Below are 26373 nucleotides of genomic sequence, written 5' to 3' on the forward strand. Positions count from 1 at the left end.
CCTCAGGCCGTGACGAGCTCGCCCTCACCGGGGAGCCATGCCTGACCGTCCGGGGCGCGGAAGGCCACCGGCACCCCGCGCGCCGACACCCCCTCGATCGAGTCGCTCACCTGGAGGTGGACGTGGGGCTCCGTGCTGTTGCCGGAGTTCCCGCACTCCCCGACCTGCTCGCCGGCCTCGACGCGCTGCCCGATGTGGACCGACGCCGACCACTGGCGCAGGTGCGCGAGCAGGACGAAGGGCCCCGCAGGTCCGAGCGCGATCGCGACGTGGTTGCCGGCCAGCCCGACGATGCCGCGACGGGCCCTCCCGGCCTGGCCCAGCGCGTAGGCGGCTAGCCGCAGCGGCGAGCGCCGCGCCTCGTGGTCGGGCTCGGCGTCGTGCACGGCCACGACCTCACCGGCCGCCGGTGCGAGCACCGGCTCGCCGAACCCGAGGAAGCCCTCCGGGTCCTCGACGCCCACCCGGGTGCGCCACGTACGGGGCGCGGAGAGGTTCCGCTCGTCCACCGCGACGAAGTCGATGGCGTGGGACACCCCGAACGCCTCCGTCCCGTGGCTGGGGACGCGCCGGGCGGGGCTGTTCTCCACCCGCCACGTCCCCCGGAACGGGAACGAGAGGACGACGACGCCGTCCGGGGTCGGCACCGTCAGTGCAGCGAGCCGGCCTCGACGAACGACCCGTCGTGGCGCATCTTGTCCGACATCCCGGCGGCCTTGAGGTCGCGGCGGATCTCGTTGGGGAGGGAGAACATCAGCGACTCCTCCGCGGCGACGACCGGGCGGACGTCCTCGTACCCGCGCTCGGCGAGGTAGTCGAGGACGCCGCGCACGAGGAGCTCGGGCACGGACGCGCCGGACGTGACGCCGACGGTGCCCACCCCGTCGAGCCACGACTCGTCGATCTCGTCCGCGTAGTCGACGAGGTGACCGGCGCGGGAACCGTGCTCCAGAGCGACCTCGACGAGGCGGACCGAGTTGGAGGAGTTGCGCGAGCCGACGACGATCATGAGGTCGGTGTCGGGGGCCATGTGCTTGACCGCGAGCTGGCGGTTCTGGGTGGCGTAGCAGATGTCGTCGCTGGGCGGGTCCTGCAGCTTCGGGAACTTCTCGCGCAGCCTGCGGACCGTCTCCATCGTCTCGTCGACCGAGAGGGTGGTCTGGGACAACCAGACGACCTTCTCGGGGTCGCGGACCTCGATGTTGTCGACGTCGTCGGGGCCGTCGACGAGGGTGATGTGCTCGGGCGCCTCCCCTGCCGTGCCGACGACCTCCTCGTGACCCTCGTGCCCGATGAGCAGGATGTCGAAGTCGTCGCTCGCGAACCGGACGGCCTCGCGGTGGACCTTGGTGACGAGCGGGCAGGTCGCGTCGATGGTCTTGAGGCCCAGCGCCTTGGCCTCCTCGTGCACCACGGGGGCGACGCCGTGCGCGGAGAAGATCACGGTGGCACCCTCGGGCACCTCGTCGGTCTCCTCGACGAAGATCGCCCCGCGCTTCTCGAGCGTCGTCACGACGTGCTTGTTGTGGACGATCTCCTTGCGGACGTAGACGGGCGCGCCGTAGAGGTCGAGCGCCTTCTCGACGGTGACGACGGCCCGGTCGACCCCGGCGCAGTAGCCGCGGGGCGCGGCGAGGAGGACGCGCTTGGTGGCCTGGTCAGTCGTGGCGGTCATGGGCCCATCGTAGGCGGGCGCTCTGGGCCTTCCCTGTACGCCCGTCCGGCACCGGAGGCATGGGGCGGGACCACATGGCCTCGACCGCCCGCGCGTGATGGGGTCCGAGGGTGTACACCCACCTCACCGACCACCTCCGCTGGACCCTGCCGGAGGTGCTCGCCGACCAGGCGGGGCGCCACGGGGACAAGGTCTTCGTCACCGTCATCGACGAGGGGGAGCTGACCTACGCCGACGCGCAGCGGGACGCCGGCCGCATGGCGAACCACCTCAGCGCGGCCGGGGTGGGGGTCGGCGACCCCGTCGCGGTCGTCCTGCCCAACGGGCTCGACTTCGTCAGGGTGTGGCTCGCGCTGGGACGGCTCGGGGCGGTCATGGTGCCGGTCAACACGGCACTGACCGGTGACTTCCTCGTCCACCAGCTGCGCGACAGCGGAGCGCAGCACGTCGTCGTCGCGGGCACCCCAGCGGCCGCCGTCGCCGAGGTCCTGGACGCCGTCCCCCGGCTGGCGCCGCTGTCGCTGGTCGGATGGGACGCGCAGCCGTCCCGACCGGACGCCGAGACCCCCGACGCGGCAGCGAGTGACATCGCGTGCGTCATGTACACCTCCGGCACGACCGGCCCCTCGAAGGGCGTGCTCATGCCCCACGCCCACTGCTACCTGTTCGGGTTCGGCAGCATCGAGGCCCTCGGCCTGACCGCGCAGGACCGCTACTACATCTGCATGCCGTTCTTCCACGCCAACGGCCTCTTCATGCAGCTCTACGCGACCCTCATCGCGGGTGCCACCGCCGTCGTCCGCGCTCGCTTCAGCGCCTCGTCGTGGCTGGGCGACGTGCAGGCACACCGGTGCACCGTCACCAACCTCCTCGGCGCGATGAGCCAGTTCGTCCAGGCGCAGCCCGCGGGGGACGACCGTGACCATGCCCTGCGGGTCATCTGCCCCGTCCCGAACCCGCCGACCCACGAGGAGACGTGGCGCGAGCGCTTCGGCCTCGCCGACGTCGTCTCGGCCTACGGGATGACCGAGGTCAACATTCCCCTCTACGGCCGCCTGGGACGGTCGCGGCCGGGGACTGCGGGCCTCGTTCTCGACCGGTTCTTCGAGGTGTCCATCCGCCATCCCGACACCGACGACGCCCTCGCCCCGGGAGAGGTCGGTGAGATCATGGTCCGGCCGCGGATCCCGTCCGGCTTCATGGCCGGCTACGCCGGGCTCCCCGAGGCCACGGCCGAGGCCTGGCGCAGCTCCTGGTTCCACACCGGTGACTCCGGGACGATGGACGACGACGGGTGGGTGACCTTCGTCGACCGGACGAAGGACTGCATTCGCCGGCGCGGGGAGAACGTCTCCTCGTTCGAGGTCGAGTCCGCGGTGACGCGGTTCGCCGGGGTGGCCGAGGTGGCCGCGTTCGCCGTCCCGGCGGGTGCCGAGGGCACGGAGGACGAGGTGATGCTCGCCGTCGTCGCCGAACCGGGCTCCCGCCTGTCCGCCCCCGAGGTGGCCGCCCATGCCGACCGCGTACTCCCCCGATTCGCCCAGCCGCGCTACGTCGAGATCGTCACCGAGATCCCGCGCACCCCCACGGAGAAGGTCCGCAAGGCCGAGCTGCGACGACGCGGGGTCACTGCGGCGACCTGGGACCGGCTCGGTGACGGTGACCCCTCCTAGAGTGGGCGACGTGAGCAGCCCTCCCGAGCGTCCCGCCCTGCCCGAACGGGCCGGTGACACCAGCGCGGAGCACCCGTGGCCGGTGCGGCTGCTCAGCATGAAGATCGCCGAGTACGTCGACAGGATGTCCGTGCTCTGGGTCGAGGGGCAGGTCGTCCAGCTCAACCGGCGCCCGGGTGCGCGGACGGCATACCTCACCCTGCGCGACCCGGACGTCGACATGTCGCTCTCGGTCGCCATCCAGGTCAACGCCCTCGACGCGATGGCCGCACCCGTCGCCGAGGGCGCCCGCGTCGTCGTCCAGGCCAAGCCGTCCTTCTGGACCCAGCGCGGCACGCTCATGCTCGACGGTCGCCAGATCCGACCCGTCGGTGTCGGCGAGCTCCTGGCGCGGATCGAGTACCTCAAGCGCAACCTCGCGAGCGAGGGCCTCTTCGACGCCGACCGCAAGCGCCCCCTGCCCTTCCTCCCGCGCCGGATCGGGCTCATCTGCGGGCGGGCCAGCGCCGCCGAGAAGGACGTCGTCGAGAACTCCCGTCGCCGCTGGCCGACCGCCAGGTTCGAGATCCGGCAGGTGGCGGTCCAGGGCGCGAGTGCCGTCACCGAGGTGTCCCAGGCGCTGCGCGAGCTCGACGCGGCGCCCGAGGTCGACGTCATCGTCATCGCGCGCGGCGGCGGCAGCGTCGAGGACCTCCTGCCGTTCAGCAACGAGGCGATGATCCGGGCCGTCGCCGCCGCCCGCACCCCGGTCGTCAGCGCCATCGGGCACGACGTCGACTCGCCGCTGCTCGACCTCGTCGCGGACCACCGCGCCTCCACCCCCACCGACGCGGCCAAGGCGATCGTCCCCGACACCGAGAGGGAGCACCAGCTCGTCGTGGCGGCCCGCACGCGCGGTCGCCGGGCCCTCGAGGCCAGGCTCCACCACGAGCGCCGCCGACTCGTCGAGCTGCGGTCTCGCCCCGTGCTGGCCGACCCCGGCGCGTTCGTCCGGGTCCAGCGCGAGGTCGTCACTGCCCTGCGCGCCCGCGCCCGGCGCCGCGCCGAGGCCCAGCTGCACCGGCACCAGGACGGCGTGACCCACCTCAGTGCCCAGCTGCGGACCCTGTCACCCCAGTCCACGCTGGACCGGGGCTACGCGATCGTCCAGCGGGTGGCCGGCGACATCGTCATGGATCCCGAGGAGCTCGACGTCGACGAGCTGCTGCGGGTCACCGTGGCCCGAGGCGACTTCGGCGTCCGGACGGCGGGTTAGGGTGCTCGTCATGGCCCAGGACACCCCGCAGACCGAGACCGACAAGGTCGACGGCCAGCCGACCCAGACCGTCCCCGCGGACGGCGCCGACGCCAACGCCGACGTGCCGCAGCTGAGCTACGAGGCCGCCCGCGACGAGCTCGTCGACATCGTCTCGCGGCTCGAGAACGGCCAGGTCGGCCTCGAGGACAGCATGGGCCTGTGGCAGCGCGGTGAGGCGCTCGCCGCCCACTGCGCGAAGTGGCTCGACGACGCCGAGGCCAAGCTCAGCGACTGACCGTCACGGGGCGACCGGCGCGAGTCGCTCGGCGACGAAGGCCAGCTCCTCGAAGGTGCCGGTCCCGGTGAGCAGGGTGGTGAGCTCCCCCGACCCGGTGCGCCGGTCCAGGAGGCTGTTCTGGACCTTGGCCCCGCGCTCGTACTTCAGCCAGGTCGTGCCCGCGGCCTGCAGCTCCCCGATGCGGCGGGCCCGGTTGGTCTGCGCCTCGACCCAGCCCTGGGTCGCGTCACGCGTCTGCTCGACCGCGACATAGTTGCCGGACGGGGCCTGGTAGCCGGCGTGCCACGTCATCAGCCCGTCGGTGCTCTTGACGTAGCGGGCGCTCGTCGTCGTCCAGCCCTGGGGCAGGTCGACGGCCTCCGAGATCGGCCAGCCACTGTCCTGCGCGACGGTGAGCGCGGTGCCGTGCACGTCGACCGTCGGTCCGCCGAGGGTGTTGACCCGGGGAGTCATGAACCAGATGATCGCCATGAGGGCACCGATGACGAGCAGCGACCGCAGCATGTTCGGGGTCGATCCCATCGAGTAGCGGCTCTTGCCCGGCGCGGTGCTCACCCCTCCATGGTCGCTGATGACCGCGCGATTCCAGCCATCGGGGTCGGCGATAGAGTCGGCGCGCAGGTTCCGCTCACGCCACGGCACACCTCGCCCCGTCAAGGAAGACAGGTCCACCCCATGCCTGACGCCCCCTCCACGAACGTCCCCGACCGCAACCTCGCGCTCGAGCTCGTCCGGGTCACCGAGGCCGCCGCGATGGCCGGCGGACGCTGGGTCGGCCGCGGCGACAAGAACCTCGCGGACGGCGCCGCCGTCGAGGCGATGCGCGCCCTCATCGCCACCGTCGAGATGCGCGGCACGGTCGTCATCGGCGAGGGCGAGAAGGACAACGCCCCCATGCTCTTCAACGGCGAGCAGGTCGGCAACGGGTCGGGGCCGGAGGTCGACGTCGCGGTCGACCCGATCGACGGCACGACCCTCACCGCCAAGGGCATGCCCAATGCCATCTCCGTCATGGCCGTCAGCGACCGCGGGACCATGTACGACCCCAGCGCGGTCTTCTACATGGACAAGCTCGTCGCCGGCCCGGAGGTGGCCGACGTCGTCGACATCCGTCTCCCCGCGGCCGAGAACATCCGCCGGATCGCCAGGGCCAAGAAGGAGCGACCGCAGGACGTCACCGTCGTCATGCTCGACCGGCCCCGCCACGAAGCCCTCGCCCAGGAGGTCCGGGACGCCGGCGCCCGGATCAAGTTCATCTCCGACGGCGACGTGGCCGGCGCCATCTCGGCGGCCCGCGAGACGACCGGCATCGACCTCCTCCTCGGCATCGGTGGCACCCCCGAGGGCATCATCACCGCCTGCGCCATCAAGTGCCTCGGCGGCGTCATCCAGGGCCGCCTCTGGCCCACCGACGACGACGAGCGGCAGCGGGCGCTCGACGCCGGCCACGACCTCGACGCGGTGCTGACGACCGAGGACCTCGTCACCTCCGACAACTGCTTCTTCGTCGCCACCGGCATCACCGACGGTGAGCTCCTCCAGGGGGTCCGCTACTCCCGGGGGCAGGCGACGACGAACTCGATCGTCATGCGCAGCAAGTCCGGCACGGTCAGGGTGATCGAGAGCCACCACGTGCTCGACCGCACGGCCGGACTCCCGAAGGGCGACGCCTGACATGGCCGCCGCGCAGCAGGTGCTCGTCGTCGGCGAGACCCTCGTCGACATCGTGCACACGCCCGACGGCCTGGTCGAGGAGCACGTGGGCGGCTCCCCCGCGAACGTCGCGATGGGCCTCGCCCGGCTGGGTCACGACACCGTCCTCGCGACCTCGCTCGGCGAGGACCCCCACGGCACCCGCTGCCGCGGCCACGTCACCGACCGGGGCGTGAGCATCGAGAACCTCGACGCCGGGAACCACCCCACCTCCACCGCCATCGCGACGCTCGACGACTCCGGCGCCGCCGAGTACGAGTTCGACCTGCACTGGGACCTGCGCGCCATCGACCGGCTCGACCGCTTCGCCCACGTGCACACCGGCTCGATCGCCGCCACCCTCACCCCCGGCGCCGCCGTCGTCGCGGAGACGCTGCGCGACGCCCGGGCCCACGCCACCATCTCCTACGACCCCAACGCCCGCCCCACGATCATGGGCGACGTGGACGGGGTGCGCCCGCGCATCGAGGAGCTCATCGCGCTCAGCGACGTCGTCAAGGCCAGCGAGGACGACGTCGAGTGGCTGTATGCCGGCCAGTCCCTTCCCGACGTCATGGCCGCCTGGGGCCGGCTGGGACCGGGCCTGGTCGTCATCACCCGGGGTGGCGACGGCGTCACCTACCGCGTCACCGCCACCGGTGAGACCGCCGAGTCCCCCGCCCGGGTGGACCGGGTCACCGACACCGTCGGCGCCGGCGACTCGTTCATGGCCGGACTCGTCTCGGGCCTGCTCGACGCCGGGGTGCTCGGCGGGGCCGCCGCCCGCTCACGCCTCGCCGACGCGACCCTCGGCGACGTCGCCGGCGCGGTCGACCGGGCCATGAGCACGAGCGCGATCACCGTCGTGCACGCCGGCGCCTACGCTCCCACCCGGGACGAGCTCCCGACCGACGCCGCCACCACCACCCCACAGGGACGAGGACCGCAGTGAACGACGACACGCCTGCTCCGCACGGGTTCGACGACCTGCTGGCCGCGAACGCGGCCTTCGCGCAGGAGTTCACGCTCGGGGGCTTCGACGGCATCGCGCACCGCGGCGTCGCCGTCGTGACGTGCATGGACTCGCGCATCGACCCGCTGGGCATGATCGGCCTCGCGCCCGGCGACGCGAAGATCTTCCGCAACCCAGGCGGTCGCGTCACCGCGGCGGCGCTCGAGGCCCTCGTCCTCGGCGTGCACCTCCTCAACGTGCAGCGCATCCTCGTCGTGCCGCACACCCGATGCGCCATGGCCAACCACACGGAGGTCGAGCTGCGCGCCCTCATCGGCCAGAAGGCAGGGTCCGACGCGTCGTGGCAGGGTTTCCACGTCGTCGCCGACCAGGACGCCGCCCTGCGTGCCGACGTCGCGGCGATCCGGTCGCACCCGCTCATCCCCGACACCGTGGACGTCGGCGGCTTCCTCTACGACGTCGACACCGGCCTCCTCGAGCACCGCGCCTGAGTGCGGGCCGGTCGACGAGGGCGAGGTATGCCGTGAGGGTCGTCGCGCTCAACGTGCACCCCGTGAAGAGCTGCGCCATCCGGCCGGTCCGGTCGGCCCTCGTCGAACGCGCCGGGTTCGCCGGGGACCGCAGGTGGATGGTCGTCGACGCGGACGGCCGGCTCGTCTCCGCCCGCGAGCTGCACCCGCTGTTCTCCGTCGTCCCCGACACCGCCGAGACGAGCGGCGAGGTGGACGGCGGCCTGCGGCTGCGGGCCCCCGGCGCGCCCGACCTGCACCTGAACGGTGACACCGGCGAGGTGGTCCCGGTGCGGCTGCACCGCCACGACCTCACCGGTGCGCCGGTGTCCCCCGACGCCGACGCCTGGCTGCAGCAGGTGCTGGGCCGGCCCGGCCTCCGGCTCGTGCGCTGCGTCGACCCGACCCGGCGCGCGCTCAACCCGGCGCACAGCGCGCCCGGCGACCACACGGCATACGCGGACGGGTACCCGGTCACGCTCGCGAGCCGAGCCTCGCTGCGACAGCTCAACGACTGGATGGCCGAGGGCGCCGTGGAGCGCGGCGAGCCCGTGCCCGAGCCCCTGCCGGTCGAACGCTTCCGCGCCAACGTCGTCGTCGACGGCGCCTGGGAGGCGTTCGTCGAGGACACGTGGGCCCGGGTGCGGATCGGCGGCGTGACCTTCCGGGTCGCCAAGCCGGTCGACCGCTGCGTCATGACGACGATCGACCTCGACAGCCTCGACACGGGCAGGGAGCCGATCCGGACGCTGGCCCGCCACCGCCGCTGGGACGGTGCCACGTGGTTCGCCGTCCAGCTCATCCCCGACGGCACCGGTGAGGTGCACGTCGGGGACGAGGTCACGCCGGGCTGAGCGCCTCGGCGATCGGGGTGTCGCCGTTGGTGAACTCGATGGTCGAACCGGCCAGCTCGGGGTGCTCCAGGACGTGCGCGGCCACCGCGGCCACGTCGTCGCGCGAGACGCTCCGGCCGCCCGCGTCGCCACCCACCTCGACCCGCCCGGTGCCGGTGTCGTCGGTGAGGGCACTCGGCCCGAGCACGACCCATCTCAGGGCCGACGCACGGAGGTGCCCGTCAGCCGCCGCCTTGGCCTCGGCGTACGTGTGGAACGGGTGGTCCTCCGGCACACCGTGATCCGGTCGCGCGCCGAAGTAGGACACCATGACGTAGATCGGGTCGCCGGAGCGCGCGGCCGCGTCCATGGAGCGGATCGCGGCGTCCCGGTCGACGGCGAGGGTCCGCTCCGGACTGCCACCGCCGGCGCCGGCGGACCACACCACCGCGTCGGCGCCCGCGAGCGCGGCCGCCATCTCCTCCTCGGACATCTGCTCGACGTCGAGGACGGCCGGCGTCGCGCCCACCGCGTCGATGTCCGGGCCCTGGTCCGCGCTGCGGATCCACGACGTGACGTCGTGGCCGGCGCCGGACAGCAGTCCGGCGAGCCGGAGGGCGATCTTGCCGTGCCCGCCGATGATCGTGACGGAGGCCTTCGGGGCGTTGACTGCGTCGGGTGCCATGCCGACACCCTGCCTCAGCTCTCGGGGCAGCACTACCGTGGGTCCATGACGTTCCAGACGACCTTCCCCGACGGCTTCCTCTGGGGAGCAGCGACCGCGAGCTACCAGATCGAGGGTGCGGTGTCCGAGGACGGCCGCTCGCCGTCCATCTGGGACACGTTCAGCGCCACCCCGGGCAAGGTGCTCGGCGGCGAGTCCGGCGAGGTCGCGTGCGACCACTACCACCGCATGGAGTCCGACGTCGACCTCATGAAGGGCCTCGGCCTCGAGGCGTACCGGTTCTCGGTGGCGTGGCCGCGCGTCATCCCGACCGGGACGGGCACCGTGAACCAGGCCGGGCTCGACTTCTACTCGCGCCTCGTCGACCGGCTGCTGGACAACGGGATCCGTCCGTTCGTCACGCTCTACCACTGGGACCTCCCGCAGGTGCTCGACGAGCGCGGCGGCTGGCTCAACCGCGACGTCAAGGACTGGTTCACCGACTACACCGCCGCCGTCGTCGGGGCGCTCGGGGACCGGGTCACCAACTGGACGACCCTCAACGAGCCGTGGTGCTCCTCGGTCCTCAGCTACGCCATCGGCGCGCACGCGCCCGGGCACACGGACGCGGCCGAGTCGCTGGTCGCCGCGCACCACCTCACCCTCGCGCACGGCATGTCGGTCCCTGTCATCCGCGAGCTCTCCCCCGGCGCCGAGGTCTCCATCACGCTCAACCCCACCCAGGTCCACGGCCCCGAGGACCCGGACGAGCGCGACGTCGACGCCGTCCGCCGTGCCGACAACGCCCTCAACGGGATCTTCTTCGGCCCGCTGTTCCACGGGGCCTACCCCGAGGGGATGCTCGAGGACACCGCGCACCTCACCGACCACGCCTACCTCCACGACGGCGACTTCGCGGTCACGAGCGACCCCCTCGACAACCTCGGGGTCAACAACTACTTCCCGACGCGAGTGCGCTTCACCGAGGGGGCGGAGAACCCGATGCCGGGCTGCGACGGCGTCGAGGAGACCGCCCCGCACCCGCCGCTGACCGACATGGGCTGGGAGATCTCGCCCGACAGCCACCGCGACATCATCCTGCGGTCGTCGCGGGAGTCGGGGCTGCCGATCTACATCACCGAGAACGGCTCCGCCTGGCCCGACGTCGTCGACGCGGACGGCGCGGTCCACGACCCGGACCGGACGGCATACCTCCACGGCCACCTCGAGGCGGTGAACCGCGCCATCGACGACGGCGCCAACGTCCGCGGGTACTTCGCGTGGTCGCTCATGGACAACTTCGAGTGGGCGTACGGCTACAGCAAGCGCTTCGGGATCGTCCACGTCGACTACGACACGCAGCAGCGGACGGTCAAGGACTCCGGGCACGAGTACGCCCGGATCATCGCCGCCCACCAGCGCTGAGCGCGGCAACACCGACGCAACACAGGTCACGATTCGGGGGTCTGATGGGAGAAAAACGGCTCATCCGCCCCACCGCTGGGTAGGGTCAGCGACTAGTCAGACGTGGGTCGACCACGTCCACTACTGCCAAGGAGTACCGGTGACCACCTCACGTACCCGCCGCGCCAGCGCCCTCGCTGCCGCAGCCCTCGTCTCCACGCTCGCCCTCGCCGCCTGCGGTTCCAGCGACGGCGACGGCGACGCCGACCCCGCCGCCTCGAACTCCAGCGGCATCACGACCATCACCTCGGGCAAGCTCAAGGCCTGCACGCACCTGTCGTACAAGCCGTTCGAGTTCAAGGAGGGGTCCAAGGTCGTCGGCTTCGACGTCGACCTCATGGACCTGCTCGCCAAGGACCTCGGCCTCGAGCAGGAGGTCGTCGACATCGAGTTCGCGACGATCACCTCCGGCGCCGCGTTCGCCGCCAAGAAGTGCGACGCCGGCTTCGGTGCCACGACCATCAACGACGAGCGCAAGAAGGCCGTCCTCTTCTCGGACCCGTACTTCGACTCCACCGCCGCCCTCATCGTCAAGAAGGACTCGGGGATCACCGACCTCGCGGGCCTCAAGGGCAAGAAGCTCGGTGTCCAGACCGACACCACCGGGCAGGAGTTCGCCGAGAAGGAGAAGGGCGCCAACGGCTTCACCCCCGTCGTCTTCGACGACCTGCCGACCCAGCTCGCCGGCGTGCTCGCCGGTCGCGTCGAGGGCGCGATCAACGACAACGGCCCGCTCCTCGACTACGCCAAGGACAACCCGACGACCGAGGTCGTCAAGGAGTTCGACACCGGCGAGCAGTACGGCCTGATGTTCAAGAAGGACGACCCCAACGGCACGAAGCTCGCGGAGAAGGCCAACGAGATCCTCAAGGCCGCCAAGGCCGACGGCCGCTACAACACCATCTACAAGAAGTGGTTCGGGGTCGACGCCCCGAAGTGATCCTTCCTTCGACGCCGAGGGCGGCGGTACGGTTCGACCGGACCGCCGCCCTTCGGCGTCTTTGGTCCCAGCACCCGCAGCAGGGCAGGAGAACGCATGAGCACCACCACCACTGACGCTCCCCCGAAGAAGAAGCTGTCCCCGCGCAAGCGCGCCCAACGGATCCGGTGGGCTCAGTACGCCGTACTCGTGGTCGTCGCACTGGCCCTCGGGCTCACGGCGGACTGGGGCCAGATCCAGGAACAGTTCTTCCGAACCGACCTCATCAAGACGACCCTGACCGAAGGTGTGGGGTCGGCACTCAAGAACACGATCGTCTACACCGCCGGCGCCTTCGTCATCGGTCTGCTGCTCGGCACCGTCCTGGCGCTCATGCGGTTGTCGTCGGTCGCCCCGTACCGGTGGATCGCCACCGTCTGGATCGAGTTCTTCCGTGGACTCCCGGCGATCATCGTCTTCATCGCCTTCGGCCTCATGTCGCTCGCCTTCGAGGGCTTCGTCATCCCCTACGACCCGTACGGGACGGTCTGGGTCGCCCTCGGCCTCGTCGCCTCCGCGTACATGGCCGAGACCATCCGGGCCGGCATCCAGGCGGTCCCTCCGGGCCAGATCGAGGCGGCTCGCTCCCTCGGTATGCCGTCCGGCGTCGCGACCCGCAAGATCGTGCTCCCTCAGGCGTTTCGGGTGATCACCCCGCCCCTGACCAACGAGCTCATCCTGCTCGTCAAGGACTCCTCGCTCGTCTACGTGCTCGGCCTCTCCGCCAGCGGCTACGAGCTCACCAAGTACGGGCGGCAGCTCTCGAGCGACAACGCCAGCCTCACCCCGCTCGTCGTCGCGGGCTTCTGCTACCTCATCATCACCCTCCCGCTGTCCCTCATCGTGCGCCGCATGGAAGCCCGCCAGAAGAAGGAGCGCTGAGCATGTCCGCCACCGCCACCGGAGCACCCGTCGTCGAGGTCACCGACCTCCACAAGTCGTTCGGCTCCAACCACGTCCTCCGGGGCCTCGACGCCACCATCCACCAGGGCGAGGTCGTCTGCGTCATCGGTCCGTCGGGGTCGGGCAAGTCGACGTTCCTGCGGTGCATCAACCTCCTCGAGGAGCCGACGAGCGGCTCGATCAAGGTCGGCGGGGACGAGGTCACCGACCCCGACTGCGACATCGACGCCATCCGCCGCAACATGGGCATGGTCTTCCAGCAGTTCAACCTCTTCCCGCACCTGTCGGTGCTCGACAACTGCACCGTCGCCCAGACCACGGTCCTCAAGCGGTCCAAGACCGAGGCCGAGGCCAAGGCCCGCGAGAACCTCGAGAAGGTCGGGCTGTCCGAGAAGGCCGACGCCTTCCCCGCCCAGCTCTCCGGCGGTCAGCAGCAGCGCGTGGCCATCGCGCGCGCCCTGTCCATGGACCCCAAGCTCATGCTCTTCGACGAGCCGACCTCGGCCCTCGACCCCGAGCTCGTGGGTGACGTCCTCTCGGTCATGCGCCGCCTGGCCACCGAGGGGATGACGATGTTCGTCGTCACGCACGAGATGGCGTTCGCGCGCGAGGTCGCCGACCGGGTGATCTTCATGGACGGTGGGTCGATCGTCGAGGAGGGCGCCCCCAGCCAGGTCATCGGAGCGCCCACCGAGGAGCGGACCAAGGTCTTCCTCCAGCGGGTGCTCGACCCGACGCACGTCGAGGCGGGAGCCGAGGATGCGGCCCACGCCGAGCGTCACCGGGCCGACGCCGCCGCAGGAGCCGCCGCGAGGCCGAACGTCCCTCTCGACCCCCAGCGCTGACCCGGCTCGCGCTCGTCAGAGGGCGAGGCGGTCCTTGACGACCTTGACGAGGCGGTCGGCGACGTCCTGCGCGTCCTCCGCCGTGACGGCCTCGACCATGACGCGCACGACCGGCTCGGTGCCGGACTTGCGCAGCAGGACCCGGCCCTTGCCGTCCAGGAGCACCGTCTCCGCGGCGACGGCGGCCTGCACGCCCTCGTCGGTGTCGACGCGGGCCTTGTCGACGCCCTTGACGTTGACGAGCACCTGCGGCATACGGGTCATGACGGTGCCGAGGTCGGCGATGGTGCGGCCGGTCTCGGCCATGCGCGCGGCGAGCATGAGGCCGGTGAGGACGCCGTCGCCCGTCGTGCCGTGCTCCATCATGATGACGTGGCCGGACTGCTCGCCGCCGAGCGTGTGGCCCGACCGGCGCATCTCCTCGAGGACGTAGCGGTCCCCCACGCCGGTCTGCTTCACGGTGATGCCCTCGCGCTCCATGGCCTGGAGGAGGCCGAGGTTGCTCATCACGGTGGCGACGAGGGTGTCGCCGGCGAGCGCACCGCGCTCCTTGAGGGCGACGGCGAGGATGCCCATGATCTGGTCGCCGTCGATCTCGTTGCCGTCGGCGTCGACGGCCAGGCAGCGGTCGGCGTCGCCGTCGTGGGCGATGCCGATGTGGGCCCCCTTGGCCGCGACGGCCTGCTTGAGGTGGTCGAGGTGGGTCGAGCCGTAGCCGTCGTTGATGTTGAGACCGTCCGGCTCGGTGCCGATCTCGATGACCTCGGCCCCGGCGAGGCGGAACACCTCGGGTGAGACGGACGAGGCCGCGCCGTGGGCGCCGTCGATGACGACGGTGAGCCCGTCGAGGCGGTTGGGCAGGGCCTGGAGCAGGTGCGCGACGTAGCGGGCCTGCCCGGCGCGGTTCTGGTGCACCCGTCCGATCTGGGCCCCCGTGGGACGCTCCCACTCGCGGCCGAGACCCGCCGCGATCTCGTCCTCCACCGAGTCGGGGAGCTTGTGTCCCCCGGAGGCGAAGAACTTGATGCCGTTGTCGGGCATGGCGTTGTGCGAGGCCGAGAGCATGACGCCGAAGTGGGCGTCCATGTCGGAGGTGAGGAAGGCGACTGCCGGCGTGGGCAGCACCCCGACGTTGTGGACGTCGACCCCGGCGGAGGCGAGCCCGGCGACGACGGCCGCGCCGAGGAACTCCCCCGATGCCCGCGGGTCGCGTCCGACGACGGCCTTGGGCCGGCGCCCCGCCTCGCGGGCCTCACGACCGAGGACGTGCGCCGCCGAGACGGCAAGCCCCAGGGCGAGGTCTGCGGTGATGTCGACGTTGGCGAGTCCTCGAACCCCGTCGGTCCCGAACAGTCGTGCCATGCGCGTGCCGTGCCTTTCCTCGTCCTACGAACGTCGCGGGCCGTGGAGACGGCCGACGAGACAACCTACCGCCGCATGCCGAAGGCGGCACCCCCCGAGGGATGCCGCCTTCGTTGCGGAACGCCGGATCAGCGCGTGAGGAACCAAGCGATGAGACCGCGCCAGCGGGATCAGCGCTTGAGGAGCCAAGCGATGAGACCGCGCCAGCGGGATCAGCGCTTGGAGTACTGGGGCGCCTTGCGGGCCTTCTTGAGACCGGCCTTCTTGCGCTCGGGGACGCGGGCGTCACGGGTGAGGAAGCCGGCCTTCTTGAGTGCCGGACGGTTCAGCTCCTCGTCGACCCCGTTGAGCGAGCGGGCGACACCGAGACGGACGGCGCCGGCCTGGCCGGAGGGGCCACCACCGTGGACGCGCACGAGCACGTCGTACGCACCGACGAGCTCGAGGACCGCGAGCGGCTCGTTGACGATCTGCTGGTGCACCTTGTTGGGGAAGTACCCCTCGAGGGAGCGGCCGTTGATCTTCCACTCACCGGTGCCGGGGACGATGCGCACGCGGGCGATGGCCTGCTTGCGGCGACCGGTGGCAGCGCCGGGGGCGGAGGCGGTGGGACGGCGGGTTTCCTCGCCCGCGATGTCGCCGGAGGACTCCGAGGTGTACTCGGAGATCTCGACGTCGTCGGCGTCGGTGCCGAGCTCGGGCGACTCGATGGAGGTGTTCTCGGTCATTACTGGGCCACCTGGGTGATCTCGAAGGGCTTGGGCTGCTGGGCCGCGTGGGGGTGCTCGGAGCCGGCGTAGACCTTGAGCTTGGTCAGCTGCGCGCGACCGAGCGTGGTCCGCGGGAGCATGCCGCGCACGGCCTTCTCGACGGCCTTCGCGGGGAACTTGTCGAGCATCTCGACGTAGGTGCGGCTCCGGAGACCACCCGGGAAGCCCGAGTGACGGTAGGCACGCTTCTGCTCGGCTTTGGCGCCGGTGAGGGCGACCTTGTCGGCGTTGATGATGATGACGAAGTCACCGGTGTCGACGTGGGGGGCGAAGGTCGCCTTGTGCTTGCCGCGCAGCAGGATCGCGGTCTGGCTCGCGAGGCGCCCCAGCACGACGTCAGTGGCGTCGATGACGTGCCACTGCCGCGTGATGTCGCCCGACTTCGGGGTGAAGGTACGCACGGTGTTACCTAACGTGTGGATGGAACGGGAACCTGGCGACGGTGAACATCCGGCCGTCAGGGGTATGCCGTGTGCTCCCGCCAGGGCTCTCACCTCTCGGGCCACCCTGGGAAGGGCGCACGGCACAACAGTCACCAAGTTTACGGGGGGACGCCCGTGTGCCCAAATCCCGGGCCGCACCCACCGAAACCCCCGCTGACCTGCACGGACAGCGACTTTGCCCGGCCGTGCACACTCCTTGTGCAAACGGAGTGTGCAGAGGTATTGTGCACGCATGGCCTCCGAACCGTCCGTCAACACCCGTGGTCTCACCGGCATCCGGCTGGACGCGACCTCGCTCAAGGTGCTCGCCCACCCGCTCCGCTCGCGACTGCTCTCCACCCTCCGACGCGGTGGGCCGGCAACGGCGACCGACCTCGCCGCGACCCTGCACACGAACTCGGGAGCGACGAGCTACCACCTCCGCAAGCTCGAGGCGGTGGGGCTGGTCGCCGACACGGGGGACGGCGAGGGCAAGCGGCGGCTGTGGCGCGCCGCCACCGAGAGCCACCAGTTCGACGCCAGCGACTTCGCCGGCGACGAGGACTCCGAGACCGCGCTCAACTGGCTCGTGCGTGACTACACGAGGCACTTCGCCGAGCAGTTCGAGAAGTGGCTCGACGTCGAGGGCGCCTGGCCGGTCGCCTGGCGGGACGCCGCCGGGATGAACGACTCCTACGTCGTGGCCACCCCTGCCCAGCTCCAGGCGATGAACGCCGAGATCGACGAGGTCATCACCCGGTACCGACGTGTGGGCCAGGGCAACCCGGCGGCGCGGCGGTTGGCTGTCTACAGCGTCGCCTACCCGCTCGACCTCGACCGCATCCCGCGCGGGGAGGAGGCGTGAGTACCCACCTCTCCCCCGCCGCCGCCCGCCGCGTCTTCCTCGTCCTCACCGCCACCCGGTGGCTGCCCGTCGGGTTCGTCATCGGGGTGTTCACCCTCTTCGCGCTCGAACGCGGGTTGACCGTCCAGGAGACGATGACCTACGGCGCCGCGCAGGGCGTCATGGTCCTGCTCCTCGAGCTGCCGACGAGCGGCTTCGCCGACGCCTTCGGCCGCAAGGCCGTCCTCATCGCGGCCGGCGTCGTCAACGTCGTCGCGGGCGTCCTCTACCTCACCGCGACGACGTTCTGGCAGTTCGCGCTGGCGGCCGGCTTCCTGGGGATCTACCGCGCGCTCGACTCGGGCCCGCTCGAGGCGTGGTTCGTCGACACCGTGCACCTCACCGAGCCCGGGGCGGACGTCGACCAGGCCCTCGCCGCCCAGGGCACCATCGTCGGTGTCGCCATCGCCGGCGGGTCGCTGGCCTCCGGCGGACTGATCCTGTGGCACCCGTTCCCCGACTACAGCGCCATCGCCTTCCCGATCGTCGTCTCCATCGCCTTCGCCGTCGTCCACCTCGCCCTCACCCTGACGATGGTCCACGAGCCGCGCGAGGCGTCGGAGGCGACGCGGGCGCGCCAGGCCCTGGACTCGGCCAGGGACACCCCCAAGGTCATCGGCGACGGGCTGACCCTGCTGAGGCACAACCGGATCCTCGCCGGGCTGGTCGGCGTCGAGCTCTTCTGGGTCATCGGCATGATGGTCTTCGAGACGATGCTCCCCATCCGGCTGGCCGAGATGCTCGGCACCACGGACGCCGGCGCCCTCCTCGGGCCTGTCGCCGCGGGCGGGTGGGCGGTGTTCGCCATCGGGTCGGCCGTCGCCGGCCGGATGATGCGACGGTGGGGCGTCGTGCGCGCGGCCATCGCGGCACGCATCCTCAACGGCCTCGGCGCGGCCTTCATGGGCCTCATGCTCGGTCCGGCCGGCCTCGTCGGGGCCTACCTCGTCACCTACATGCTGCACGGCGTCGGTGGCGCCCCGCACCTGACCCTGCTCCACCGCGAGGCGAGCGCCCGCAACCGCGCCACCGTGCTGTCGATGAACTCGATGGTCATGCAGGCCGGTGGCTCGGTGGCCGCGCCGACGATCGGGTGGCTGGCCGCGACCACCTCGGTGCAGACGGCGATGGTCGTCGCCGGGCTCGTCAGCGTGCTGGGCGCGTTCCTCTACCTCCCGGCGCTGCGCCAGGAGCGCGCCCTCAAGGGCGCCCGCCCGGCCCCCGTCACCTGATCCCCCCGCTTGCGTCTGCGTGGATGGTGAGGTTCTCGACCATCCACGCAGACGCAAGCGCGGGTCGCGGGGTCACGGGGCGGCGGCGACGCTCGTGACGGTGGTGCGGTGGGTCGCCGAGTCGTAGACGAAGTTCGTCGTCGCCCCGTCGCTCGGCACGATCACGCTGATGTCGCCGCCGTTGAGGACGCCGCCGTCGCCGTAGTTCTCGGTCCACGACTGGTCGTGGGCGATCTTGAACTGCCAGGTGCCCGCGGGGATCTTCGTCGTCGCCCAGGTGAAGACGCCGTCGCCGTCCTTGTCCTGCAGCCACGGGCGCATGCAGTCCGGGGACCAGTCCGCCGGGCAGCCGAGCTCGGACTGGAACGTGCCGGCCGCGGTGATGATCTCGGTCTGCTCGTCCGAGGTGCCCCAGTGGGTCCGCGGGTCGTAGAAGAACGTCACCGTCCCGTCGAGCGTCTCGTACGAGATGTTCTCCGTCCCGCCACCGTCGCCGTAGGCCTCGGTCCACGAGCGGTCGTGCGCCACCTTGTAGGCGTACGGCCCGGCCGGAATCGTGAACGTCTTCTTCCAGATGAGGTCGTCGGGGTCGAGGGTCAGCTGGGCCTGGTCGCAGTCCGGTGCCCAGTCCCCGCTGACGCCGAGGTTGGTCGGGCACCCCATCTCCGAGTTGTGCGTCCCCGGCACGGAGACCGCCGTCGGCTGGGTCGCCGGCGGGTCGCCGATCTCACCCTCCGTCGAGCCGCCGGTGGCCTCCGCGACCACCGAGGCCCACGTGCCGTCCGCGGCCACACGGCCCGCAGCGTCACGCACGACCGCGCGGTACTCGAGGACGGAGCCCAGCGGCATACCTGCGACGTCGTGGAAGACGCGGAAGGGGGCGTTGTCGTCGGTTCCGATGGGGCGCCACGTCGCCGTCCCGACCGGGCGGTAGAGGAACGTCGTCTGCGCGAACGTGCTCGTCGTGACGTCCGCCGCCACCTCGGCGCGGCCGGCCACGGTGGAGCCCGACCCCGCGGACAGCTCCACGGTCGGTGCGGCGCCAGCGGTGGCGATGGGCTTGTTGGCCCGCCAGACGCTGACGGTCAGCGGCGGCACCGTGACCTTCACCGAGCCGTCGGCCGTCGGCTTGACGGCTGTGTCGGTGCCGGACACCGGAGTGAACACCACGCCCTTGCCCTTGCTCCACGTCGGGAACGTCGCGGACGCGGGCTTGCTGTCGTTGTTGGCCGCGACGACGTTACTCGACGTTCTGACCGGCGTCGATCCGGGACACGGCGAAGATGCCCGCGCCCTGGGCGGCGTACCGGTTGACCTGGGCGCCGTCCGCGAGCGCCGGGTGCTTGGCGCGCACCGCCGACAGTGCCTTGATGTGCTCGTAGAGCGGGTGGGTGGTCGAGTACCGGTCGCGCGAGCCCTCCGGCCCCGCGAGCACGTCCTCGGTGTTGTAGACGTCGACCTTGCTCGCGAACATGTTCTCGCGGGCCAGCTGGTCGCCACCGGTGCCGACGAAGCCCTGCTCGTCGCCGTAGTAGGTGACCGGGTTGCCGCGCGTCGCGAACATCAGCGAGTCGGCGAACTTCACCCGGGCGAGGTGCTGGGCCTCGCTCGTCACGCCGTCCTTGAGGAACATCGCGGCACGACCCATGTCGTGGTTCCCGAGGAAGGTGGGCAGCTGGTAGGCGTTGCTGTCGGCGTCGGTGTACCAGTCGTCCTTGGCGAAGAAGTCCGCGAGCGCGCCGGCCGGCTTGCCCTTGGCGAAGTCGACCCCCTGCTGCTGGAAGCCGAAGTCGAGGGTCGCCTGGAGCTTGCCGCGGGTCGTGTACTCGGACATCACCGCGGGGTTGCCGTCGTAGACCTCGCCGAACGCGAAGAAGTCGTCGTTCTTCTTCGCCGCGTGCTCGAGCAGGTCCGGCATGAACTTCTGCCAGAACTCGAGGTTGACGTGCTTCACGGTGTCGATGCGGAAGCCGTCGATGCCGAAGTCGACCCACTGCTTGTAGATCTCGCCCATGCCCTCGACGACCTCGGGCCGCTCCGTGAACAGGTCGTCGAGCCCGATGAAGTCGCCGTAGGTCGAGGACTCGCCGGCGAAGGTCGAGTCACCGCGGTTGTGGTACATCAGGGGGTCGTTGAGCCAGGCGGGCGTCTTGGCGTCCTCGTCGCCCGGGCGGAGGACCGGGGTGTACGGGAAGGACGTCTCCGGGTCCATCTCCGGGAACGTCTCGTTGACGAAGTCCCGGTCGTCGAAGGCCTCTCCGGCGGCGTCCTTGTACGGGAACGCTCTCTTGGAGCGGTAGGTGTACTGCTGCTCCTCGTAGTCGATGACGTCCGCGGTGTGGTTGGTGATGATGTCGAAGAAGACCTTCATCCCCTTCTTGTGGGCCGCGGCGATGAGCGCCTTCATCTCCTCGTTGGTGCCGAGGTGGGGGTCGATCTGGGTGAAGTCGGTGATCCAGTAGCCGTGGTAGCCCGCGCTCTCCGCACCCGCCTTGCCCTGGACCGGCTTGTTCTTGAAGCTCGGCGTGAGCCAGATCGCGGTCGTCCCCATGCCCTTGATGTAGTCGAGCTTGTTGATGACGCCCTTGAGGTCGCCACCGTGGTAGAAGCCCTTGTTGGTCGGGTCGAACCCCGTCGTCAACGGACCGCCGGTGAGCCCGCCCCGGTCGTTGGCGGTGCTGCCGTTGGCGAACCGGTCGGCCATGAGGAAGTAGAACCGCTCACGCGTCAGGGGCGGGCGCAGCGAGCTCTGGGCGAGCGCCGCGTCACCCGCCGTCGTGCCCCCGGAGAGGCTCTGGGGCGTGAGGCTCACGAGGTGCGTGGCGTCGTCGTAGGTGAACGTCAGCGTCGCCGGGGCCTCGAGCACGAGGGGGAGGTTGCCTCCGTCGAGCACGCCGCCGGCACCGTAGTTGACCGCCCAGGTGTCGTTGAGGGCGACCTTGTACTCGTACGTCCCCGCGGGCACGGTGAACGTCTTGGTGTATGCCGTCGTGTCACCCACGCGGGTCAGCTCGGAGGCCGCGCACTCCGGCTTCCAGTCCTCGGGGCAGCCGATCTCGGACTGGAGCGAGCCGACGAGGGCGACGGTGGTCGTCTCCGCTGCGGCGGGGAGCGAGGATCCCACCACGGGTGTCAGGGCGACTGCGGCTCCTGCCGCGACGGCTAGCAGGCGGCGTGGACTGGGCATCGTTGCTCCTCCGGGGTCCCCGCGCTGCCGTCGTTGGCCCCGCGGAAGGGATGTCTGTCGTCGAGGCTAGCTGCGAAAACGGTTTACAGGCACCCCACGCCCTGCCCTGTGTGCCTGCCGCCGACGGATCCGTCTGCGGCAGGCGCACAGGGCAGGATGTGGCGGGTGAAGCAGTTCGCCCTCGGGGCCGCCTCGATGCTCGTCGCCCTCGTCGTCGCCGTGCTCGCCGTCGTCTGGTCGGTGGGCAGCCCGGGCACCGGCGCGGACGTCCCCTCGCCCGCCGCCACCGCGTCGACGCCGACCACGGCGCCGACGGACCTCGCCGTGGGCGAGACCTGGCTCGAGGACGTGCGCCTGACCAGCGCCGACGTGGCGACCGGTGACGGTGGCCTCAGTGACGTGACGGCCGTGGGGTCGAGTGTCACCCTCACGGCCGACGGCCTGCGAGCCGGGCGGCTCGACATCGACGCGACACTGCCGTTCGCGACCGCGGCCAGCCAGATCGGCGGCGGGGTGAGCCTGTACGCCGCCGACGCGGGTCTGGCGGGCCTGCGCCGCGGCGTGAGCGTCCTGGGGCGCGACGTCGAGGTGCGGGCGACCGGGACCGTGCGGGCCGTTGACGGACGGCTGGTCATCGAGCCCGAGACGCTCGACCTCGACGGCCCCGACTGGCTCGACTCGGCGGCCTCGGCCCTCGTCCGGCAGCTCGTGACCATCCGGCACACGGTCGAGGGCGTCCCCGAGGGCATGGCGCTCACGTCGGTCTCGGTGCAGCCCGGCGGCTTCCGCGCCCATCTGCGCGGCGACGACGTCGCGATCACCCGCTGAGGCGGCCGCCCTCAGTCCCCGAGGGTGCGCGTCGAGCGGGCCTGCCGGGCTCGCTCCGCCAGCTCCGCGTCGGGTGGGTACGAGATCTCCTCGAGCGAGAGCCCGTGGGCGGGCATGACCTTCACCCGGGGATCTCGGGCGCGCGCGGTGAGGACCTCATGGGGCAAGGCGACGTCGGCGCGCCCCAGTCCGACGGGGACGACGGATCCCACGAGCGCGCGAACCATGCTGTGGCAGAACGCATCCGCGACCACAGTGGCTGCGACGGTGCCGTCCGGCTCACGTTCCCACGCGTACGCGAGCAGGGTCCTGACGGTCGTCGCGCCCTCCCGCTTCTTGCAGAACGCCGCGAAGTCGTGCAGGCCCATGAGCCGTTCGCTCGCTGCAACCATCGCGGGCAGGTCGAGCCGGTCCTTGACGACGACCGTGTCGTGACGCCTCAGGGGGTCGAGGGTTCCCGGGTCGTCACAGATCCGGTAGCGGTAGCGCCGTCGCAGCGCGGAGAAGCGGGCGTCGAAGCCGTCAGGGGCCCGGCTCACCCGGCGCACCACGACGTCGGCCGGGAGCAGGCCGGCGAGGCGGGTGCGCGCCGCCTCCTCCGCCGAGCGCGAGGACCGTCCGGGCAGGAGGGCATACAGGGACTCGTCCACGTCGGCATGGGCGACCTGTCCGCGGGCATGGACCCCGGCGTCGGTGCGGCCGGCGACGGTGAGCCGCACCGGTTCCGGTGCACGCAGGAGCGTCGTCAGGGCCGTCGACAGCTCGCCCTCGACGGTCCGTCGGCCGGGCTGCGCGGCCCACCCCGAGAAGTCGGTGCCGTCGTAGGCGAGGTCGATCCGCACCCGCAGCACCGTCATGGCTCGGCAGCCTAGGTCACCACGGGGTCGTGGTGCGATCGCTCACACGGGTAGGAAGGTACCCACGACCGTCAGGAAGACACCGACGAGCGCGACGATCGAGATGATCGCGCCTGCGCGCGAGAGGTGGGCGGTCCAGTCGTCACCCTCCGCGCGGGCGGCCTGCCAGACGAGAGCCAGAGCCAGCAGGGCGGGAACAGCCGCGCCGAGCCCCAGACCGAGGGGCTGGGCAAACGGCCCGGACATCGTGCCGTCACGCCCCATCAGGACGAGCTGCAGACCGGAGGTGATGACGCTCTGACCCAACAACGCCGACACGGCGAGGGCCAGGCCGGAAACGGCGCGGCTGACGGGCGTGAGCAGACTCGCGCCCGACTGGGCCGAGGTCGTCCTGGTGTCGTCTGCCATGGTGCATCTCCCCCGGTGATGTGCGGTCAGTGCTCACACCGTAGGGCTCCGCCCACCTGTCGTCGAGCAGATCGAGGTCGTCGGCACGTCGCGCCCTTCCGACCAAGATCGGTCGTCGACCACGAGGACCTCGACAGGCGGGACGGGCGGTACTGGCGCAGTGGCGGGACCGTCTAGGAGGTCTGCTCGTCGAGGTGGGCGAAGTCGGTCGGCACACCTGCCGTCACCACGGTCCCGTCGTCCCGGACGATCGGGGAGGGCTCTCGCGGCACGACGTGCGTGAGCCTGGGCCCCTGTCCGTCGAGGGCCACCCGGACGGGCGCGTCCGGACCGACGTCGTGCGACGTGCCGCGGACCGCGACCGTGAACGGGTCGCCGTCGACGAGCGTGAAGGTGATCGCCTCCTGTTCGACCTCGACGCGGATCTTGCTGTCTCGCAGCCGCATCCGGAAGGTGAGGCGGGGCCAGGCCTCTGGGAGCCGTGGGTCGAACGTCAGTCCGCCGCCGTGGTCGCGCATGCCCGCGAACCCGTAGACGAGCGCGTTCCACACCCCGCCCGCCGACGCGATGTGCACGCCGTCGGAGGTGTTGTGGTGCAGGTCGGCCAGGTCGACGAAGAGGCCGCTACGGAAGTAGTGCATGGCCATGTGGTGGTGCCCCACCTCGGCGGCGATGATCGACTGGACGACCGCACTGAGCGAGGAGTCCCCCGTGGTGATCGGGTCGTAGTACTCGAAGTTGCGTCGCTTCTCCTCGAGGGTGAACCGGTTGCCCTGCAACAGCATCGCGAGGACGACGTCGGCCTGCTTGAGCACCTGGAACCGGTAGATGACCAACGGGTGGTAGTTGAGCAGCAGCGGACGCTTGTCCGGGGGCGTGACCGACAGGTCCCACATCTCACGGTCGAGGAAGTTCTCGTCCTGCGGGTGGATGCCCAGCCCCTCGTCGAACGGGATGGCCATCGCGGCGGCGCACTCCTCCCACTCCTCGACCTCACCCTCCTCGAGGCGCAGTCGCGAGCTGAACCGCGCGTATGCCGTCGGGTCGGCCTGACGCAGCTCACGCACCGCGGCCGCGGCCCGCTCGAGGTTGAAACGGGCCATGACGTTGGTGAAGAGGTTGTTGTTGACGACCGTCGTGTACTCGTCCGGGCCGGTGACGCCGTGGATGTGGAACGTCCGGGAGCCGTCGACCCGCCAGAACCCGAGGTCGGCCCACATGCGCGCGGTCTCGACGAGGATCTCGGCCCCGTCCCGGCGCTGGAAGGCGGTGTCCCCGGTGGCGTCGCAGTAGCGCGCCACGGCATACGCGATGTCGGCGTCGATGTGGTACTGCGCGGTGCCCGCCGCGTAGTAGGCCGAGGCCTCGAGCCCGTTGATCGTGCGCCAGGGGAAGAGCGCCCCACGCTGCGCCAGCTCCCTGGCCCGCTCCCGTGCGCGGTCGAGCAGGTTGACCCGGAAGCGCAGAAGGTTCTTGGCCGCGACCGGGAACGTGTACGCGAGGAAGGGGACGATGTAGATCTCGGTGTCCCAGAAGCAGTGGCCCTCGTAGCCGCTGCCGGTGACACCCTTGGCCGGGACGCCGAGCTGGTCGGCCCGCGCCGAGGCCTGCGCGATCTGGAAGAGGTTCCAGCGGATCGCCTGCTGGAGCTCGGGCTCACCCTCCACCTCGACGTCCGCGTTGAGCCAGTACTTGTCGACCCACTCCCGCTGCTGCGTGAACTGGTGGGCGATGCCGTCCCGGCGGACCCGGTCGAGCGTGCGCCGGCAACGGTCGAAGAGCTCGCGCGTCGGCACGCCACGCGAGGTGTGGTAGGCCACGGCCTTCGTGATCCGGATCGCCTCACCCTCGGCCGCGTCGACCCGGTAGACCTTCTTGGCGAGGTCCGGCTCGGTGTCGATGAGCTCCTCGAAGTCGTTGGCCGTCTCGATGGAGTGGTCCGCCCCCACGGCGATCGTCATCCGCGAGCTGGCGCACCGGTAGCCCAGGATCATCCGACGGCCGCTGTGCCAGTTGCCCTGTGGCTCGAGGACGCGGGACGTGAACGCCCCTGCCTGCCGCGGGTCCCAGCCCTTCTCGGCCATGGCGCCGCCGTCCTGGTACTCGTCGGCGCCGTCCTGGCGGTTGAGGATCTGGCTGGAGATCACCACCGGGGCCGACCCTGCGAGCATCGTCACCTCGATGGTCATCACCGCCAGGTGGCGTTCGGTGAAGGAGATCATCAGGCTCGTGTCGACCCGCACGACCTTGCCCGACGGCGTCCGCCAGACGAGGTGGCGGCGGGCGACCCCGTCACGAAGGTCGAGCGAACGCTCGTACGCGACGAGGTCCGCCGTCGACAGGAGCAGCGGCTCGTCGTCGACGTAGAGCTTCATGACCTTGCTGTCGGGCGCGTTGACGATCGTCTGGCCCGTGTGGGCGAACCCGTAGGCCTGCTCCGCGTGGTGGATGTCCCACGTCTCGTGGAAGCCGTTGACGAACGTCCCGTGGCTCACCGTCGGACGGCCCTCGGGCTGGTTGCCACGCATGCCCAGGTAGCCGTTGCCGACCGCGAAGAGCGTCTCGGTCACGCCCACGTCGGCGTCGCTGGGGAACGCCTCGACGAGCCGCCACTCGTCCACCGGGAAACGCTGCCGGTCCATGGGGTCGTGCTCGACG

26 protein-coding genes are annotated in these 26373 nt (G+C 71.1%); 14 read left to right on the forward strand and 12 right to left on the reverse strand.

Features of this window, described 5'->3' with window-relative positions; genetic code table 11:
• Positions 1-2: 2 nt before the first annotated feature.
• A complete protein-coding gene (locus AC3EU2_RS03540) occupies positions 3-647 on the reverse strand; it encodes a M23 family metallopeptidase (protein ID WP_488178368.1) in 645 nt (214 codons plus the stop codon).
• Between the two features lie 2 nt (positions 648-649).
• Positions 650-1675, reverse strand: coding sequence for a 4-hydroxy-3-methylbut-2-enyl diphosphate reductase (locus AC3EU2_RS03545; protein WP_488178369.1), 1026 nt, complete (start codon positions 1673-1675; stop codon positions 650-652).
• 110 nt (positions 1676-1785) lie between these two features.
• Here AC3EU2_RS03545 and AC3EU2_RS03550 point away from each other — a divergent pair, with 110 nt between their 5' ends.
• Genes AC3EU2_RS03550 through AC3EU2_RS03560 form a run of 3 tightly spaced genes read left to right on the forward strand, consistent with a single transcriptional unit; the run spans position 1786 to position 4880 of the window.
• The gene (locus AC3EU2_RS03550) at positions 1786-3348 is read left to right on the forward strand and encodes an AMP-binding protein (protein ID WP_488178370.1); all 1563 of its coding nucleotides are present in this window, start codon (positions 1786-1788) and stop codon (positions 3346-3348) included.
• Between the two features lie 10 nt (positions 3349-3358).
• Positions 3359-4603 (forward strand): exodeoxyribonuclease VII large subunit, encoded by a 1245-nt coding sequence (gene xseA / locus AC3EU2_RS03555; RefSeq protein WP_488178371.1) that lies wholly within the window; start codon positions 3359-3361, stop codon positions 4601-4603.
• Positions 4604-4613: 10 nt separating this feature from the next.
• On the forward strand, positions 4614-4880 hold the full coding sequence (locus tag AC3EU2_RS03560; RefSeq protein ID WP_488178372.1) for an exodeoxyribonuclease VII small subunit: 267 nt from the start codon (positions 4614-4616) through the stop codon (positions 4878-4880).
• A gap of 3 nt (positions 4881-4883) precedes the next feature.
• On the opposite strand, the gene AC3EU2_RS03565 is transcribed toward AC3EU2_RS03560, so the two are convergent.
• Complete coding sequence (locus AC3EU2_RS03565; RefSeq protein WP_488178373.1) at positions 4884-5438, reverse strand: DUF4245 domain-containing protein; 555 nt, start codon at positions 5436-5438, stop codon at positions 4884-4886.
• 120 nt (positions 5439-5558) lie between these two features.
• Between AC3EU2_RS03565 and glpX the strand changes: the two genes are divergently transcribed.
• The 4 genes from glpX to AC3EU2_RS03585 are packed head-to-tail and all read left to right on the forward strand — an operon-like array spanning position 5559 to position 8911.
• Positions 5559-6557 carry a class II fructose-bisphosphatase gene (gene glpX, locus AC3EU2_RS03570; protein ID WP_488178374.1) on the forward strand — a complete coding sequence of 333 codons (999 nt, stop codon included), beginning with the start codon at positions 5559-5561 and terminating at the stop codon, positions 6555-6557.
• A 1-nt stretch (position 6558) separates the two neighbouring features.
• On the forward strand, positions 6559-7527 hold the full coding sequence (locus tag AC3EU2_RS03575) for a carbohydrate kinase family protein (RefSeq protein ID WP_488178375.1): 969 nt from the start codon (positions 6559-6561) through the stop codon (positions 7525-7527).
• Positions 7524-8039, forward strand: coding sequence for a beta-class carbonic anhydrase (locus tag AC3EU2_RS03580; RefSeq protein ID WP_488178376.1), 516 nt, complete (start codon positions 7524-7526; stop codon positions 8037-8039). The genes AC3EU2_RS03575 and AC3EU2_RS03580 overlap by 4 nt, the downstream gene beginning before the upstream one ends.
• Positions 8040-8071: 32 nt before the next feature.
• On the forward strand, positions 8072-8911 hold the full coding sequence (locus AC3EU2_RS03585) for an MOSC domain-containing protein (RefSeq protein ID WP_488178377.1): 840 nt from the start codon (positions 8072-8074) through the stop codon (positions 8909-8911).
• Here AC3EU2_RS03585 and AC3EU2_RS03590 read toward each other — a convergent pair.
• Positions 8898-9575: an NAD(P)H-binding protein gene (locus tag AC3EU2_RS03590; RefSeq protein ID WP_488178378.1), complete on the reverse strand. Its 678-nt coding sequence runs from the start codon at positions 9573-9575 to the stop codon at positions 8898-8900. The two genes, AC3EU2_RS03585 and AC3EU2_RS03590, sit on opposite strands and share 14 nt — an antisense overlap.
• Positions 9576-9620: 45 nt before the next feature.
• Here AC3EU2_RS03590 and AC3EU2_RS03595 point away from each other — a divergent pair, with 45 nt between their 5' ends.
• The 4 genes from AC3EU2_RS03595 to AC3EU2_RS03610 all read left to right on the forward strand — a co-directional run bounded on the left by AC3EU2_RS03595 (position 9621) and on the right by AC3EU2_RS03610 (position 13745).
• On the forward strand, positions 9621-10979 hold the full coding sequence (locus AC3EU2_RS03595; RefSeq protein WP_488178379.1) for a GH1 family beta-glucosidase: 1359 nt from the start codon (positions 9621-9623) through the stop codon (positions 10977-10979).
• A 139-nt stretch (positions 10980-11118) separates the two neighbouring features.
• Positions 11119-11958, forward strand: a complete 840-nt coding sequence (locus AC3EU2_RS03600; protein ID WP_488178380.1) for an ABC transporter substrate-binding protein — start codon at positions 11119-11121, stop codon at positions 11956-11958.
• Positions 11959-12054: 96 nt separating this feature from the next.
• Positions 12055-12879, forward strand: coding sequence for an amino acid ABC transporter permease (locus AC3EU2_RS03605; RefSeq protein WP_488178381.1), 825 nt, complete (start codon positions 12055-12057; stop codon positions 12877-12879).
• A 2-nt stretch (positions 12880-12881) separates the two neighbouring features.
• Complete coding sequence (locus AC3EU2_RS03610; protein WP_488178382.1) at positions 12882-13745, forward strand: amino acid ABC transporter ATP-binding protein; 864 nt, start codon at positions 12882-12884, stop codon at positions 13743-13745.
• 15 nt (positions 13746-13760) lie between these two features.
• On the opposite strand, the gene glmM is transcribed toward AC3EU2_RS03610, so the two are convergent.
• The 3 genes from glmM to rplM all read right to left on the reverse strand — a co-directional run bounded on the left by glmM (position 13761) and on the right by rplM (position 16278).
• The gene (glmM, locus tag AC3EU2_RS03615; RefSeq protein WP_488178383.1) at positions 13761-15107 is read right to left on the reverse strand and encodes a phosphoglucosamine mutase; all 1347 of its coding nucleotides are present in this window, start codon (positions 15105-15107) and stop codon (positions 13761-13763) included.
• Positions 15108-15319: 212 nt separating this feature from the next.
• Positions 15320-15835: a 30S ribosomal protein S9 gene (gene rpsI, locus AC3EU2_RS03620; RefSeq protein WP_488178384.1), complete on the reverse strand. Its 516-nt coding sequence runs from the start codon at positions 15833-15835 to the stop codon at positions 15320-15322.
• Positions 15835-16278 (reverse strand): 50S ribosomal protein L13, encoded by a 444-nt coding sequence (gene rplM / locus AC3EU2_RS03625; protein WP_488178385.1) that lies wholly within the window; start codon positions 16276-16278, stop codon positions 15835-15837. Before rplM ends, rpsI begins: the two co-directional genes overlap by 1 nt.
• A 274-nt stretch (positions 16279-16552) precedes the next feature.
• On the opposite strand from rplM, the gene AC3EU2_RS03630 reads away from it, so the two are divergent.
• The gene (locus AC3EU2_RS03630) at positions 16553-17164 is read left to right on the forward strand and encodes an ArsR/SmtB family transcription factor (RefSeq protein ID WP_488178386.1); all 612 of its coding nucleotides are present in this window, start codon (positions 16553-16555) and stop codon (positions 17162-17164) included.
• Positions 17161-18435, forward strand: coding sequence for an MFS transporter (locus AC3EU2_RS03635; protein WP_488178387.1), 1275 nt, complete (start codon positions 17161-17163; stop codon positions 18433-18435). Before AC3EU2_RS03630 ends, AC3EU2_RS03635 begins: the two co-directional genes overlap by 4 nt.
• A gap of 72 nt (positions 18436-18507) precedes the next feature.
• Here the strand turns inward: AC3EU2_RS03635 and AC3EU2_RS03640 are convergent, their stop codons facing one another.
• Both AC3EU2_RS03640 and AC3EU2_RS03645 read right to left on the reverse strand, forming a co-directional pair.
• Positions 18508-19605: a pullulanase X25 domain-containing protein gene (locus AC3EU2_RS03640; protein ID WP_488178388.1), complete on the reverse strand. Its 1098-nt coding sequence runs from the start codon at positions 19603-19605 to the stop codon at positions 18508-18510.
• Positions 19606-19675: 70 nt separating this feature from the next.
• Positions 19676-21622 carry an alpha-amylase family glycosyl hydrolase gene (locus tag AC3EU2_RS03645; protein ID WP_488178389.1) on the reverse strand — a complete coding sequence of 649 codons (1947 nt, stop codon included), beginning with the start codon at positions 21620-21622 and terminating at the stop codon, positions 19676-19678.
• 165 nt (positions 21623-21787) lie between these two features.
• Between AC3EU2_RS03645 and AC3EU2_RS03650 the strand changes: the two genes are divergently transcribed.
• Entirely contained in the window at positions 21788-22450 is a 663-nt protein-coding gene (locus tag AC3EU2_RS03650; RefSeq protein WP_488178390.1) for an LmeA family phospholipid-binding protein, read from the forward strand.
• 11 nt (positions 22451-22461) lie between these two features.
• On the opposite strand, the gene truA is transcribed toward AC3EU2_RS03650, so the two are convergent.
• From truA to AC3EU2_RS03665, 3 genes are all read right to left on the reverse strand, one after another.
• Positions 22462-23307, reverse strand: coding sequence for a tRNA pseudouridine(38-40) synthase TruA (truA, locus tag AC3EU2_RS03655; protein ID WP_488178391.1), 846 nt, complete (start codon positions 23305-23307; stop codon positions 22462-22464).
• A 42-nt stretch (positions 23308-23349) separates the two neighbouring features.
• The gene (locus AC3EU2_RS03660; protein WP_488178392.1) at positions 23350-23715 is read right to left on the reverse strand and encodes a hypothetical protein; all 366 of its coding nucleotides are present in this window, start codon (positions 23713-23715) and stop codon (positions 23350-23352) included.
• 173 nt (positions 23716-23888) lie between these two features.
• Entirely contained in the window at positions 23889-26357 is a 2469-nt protein-coding gene (locus AC3EU2_RS03665; protein WP_488179430.1) for a glycoside hydrolase family 65 protein, read from the reverse strand.
• Between the last annotated feature and the right edge of the window lie 16 nt (positions 26358-26373).

It is taken from the genome of Knoellia sp. B-D-2 (assembly GCF_057714695.1).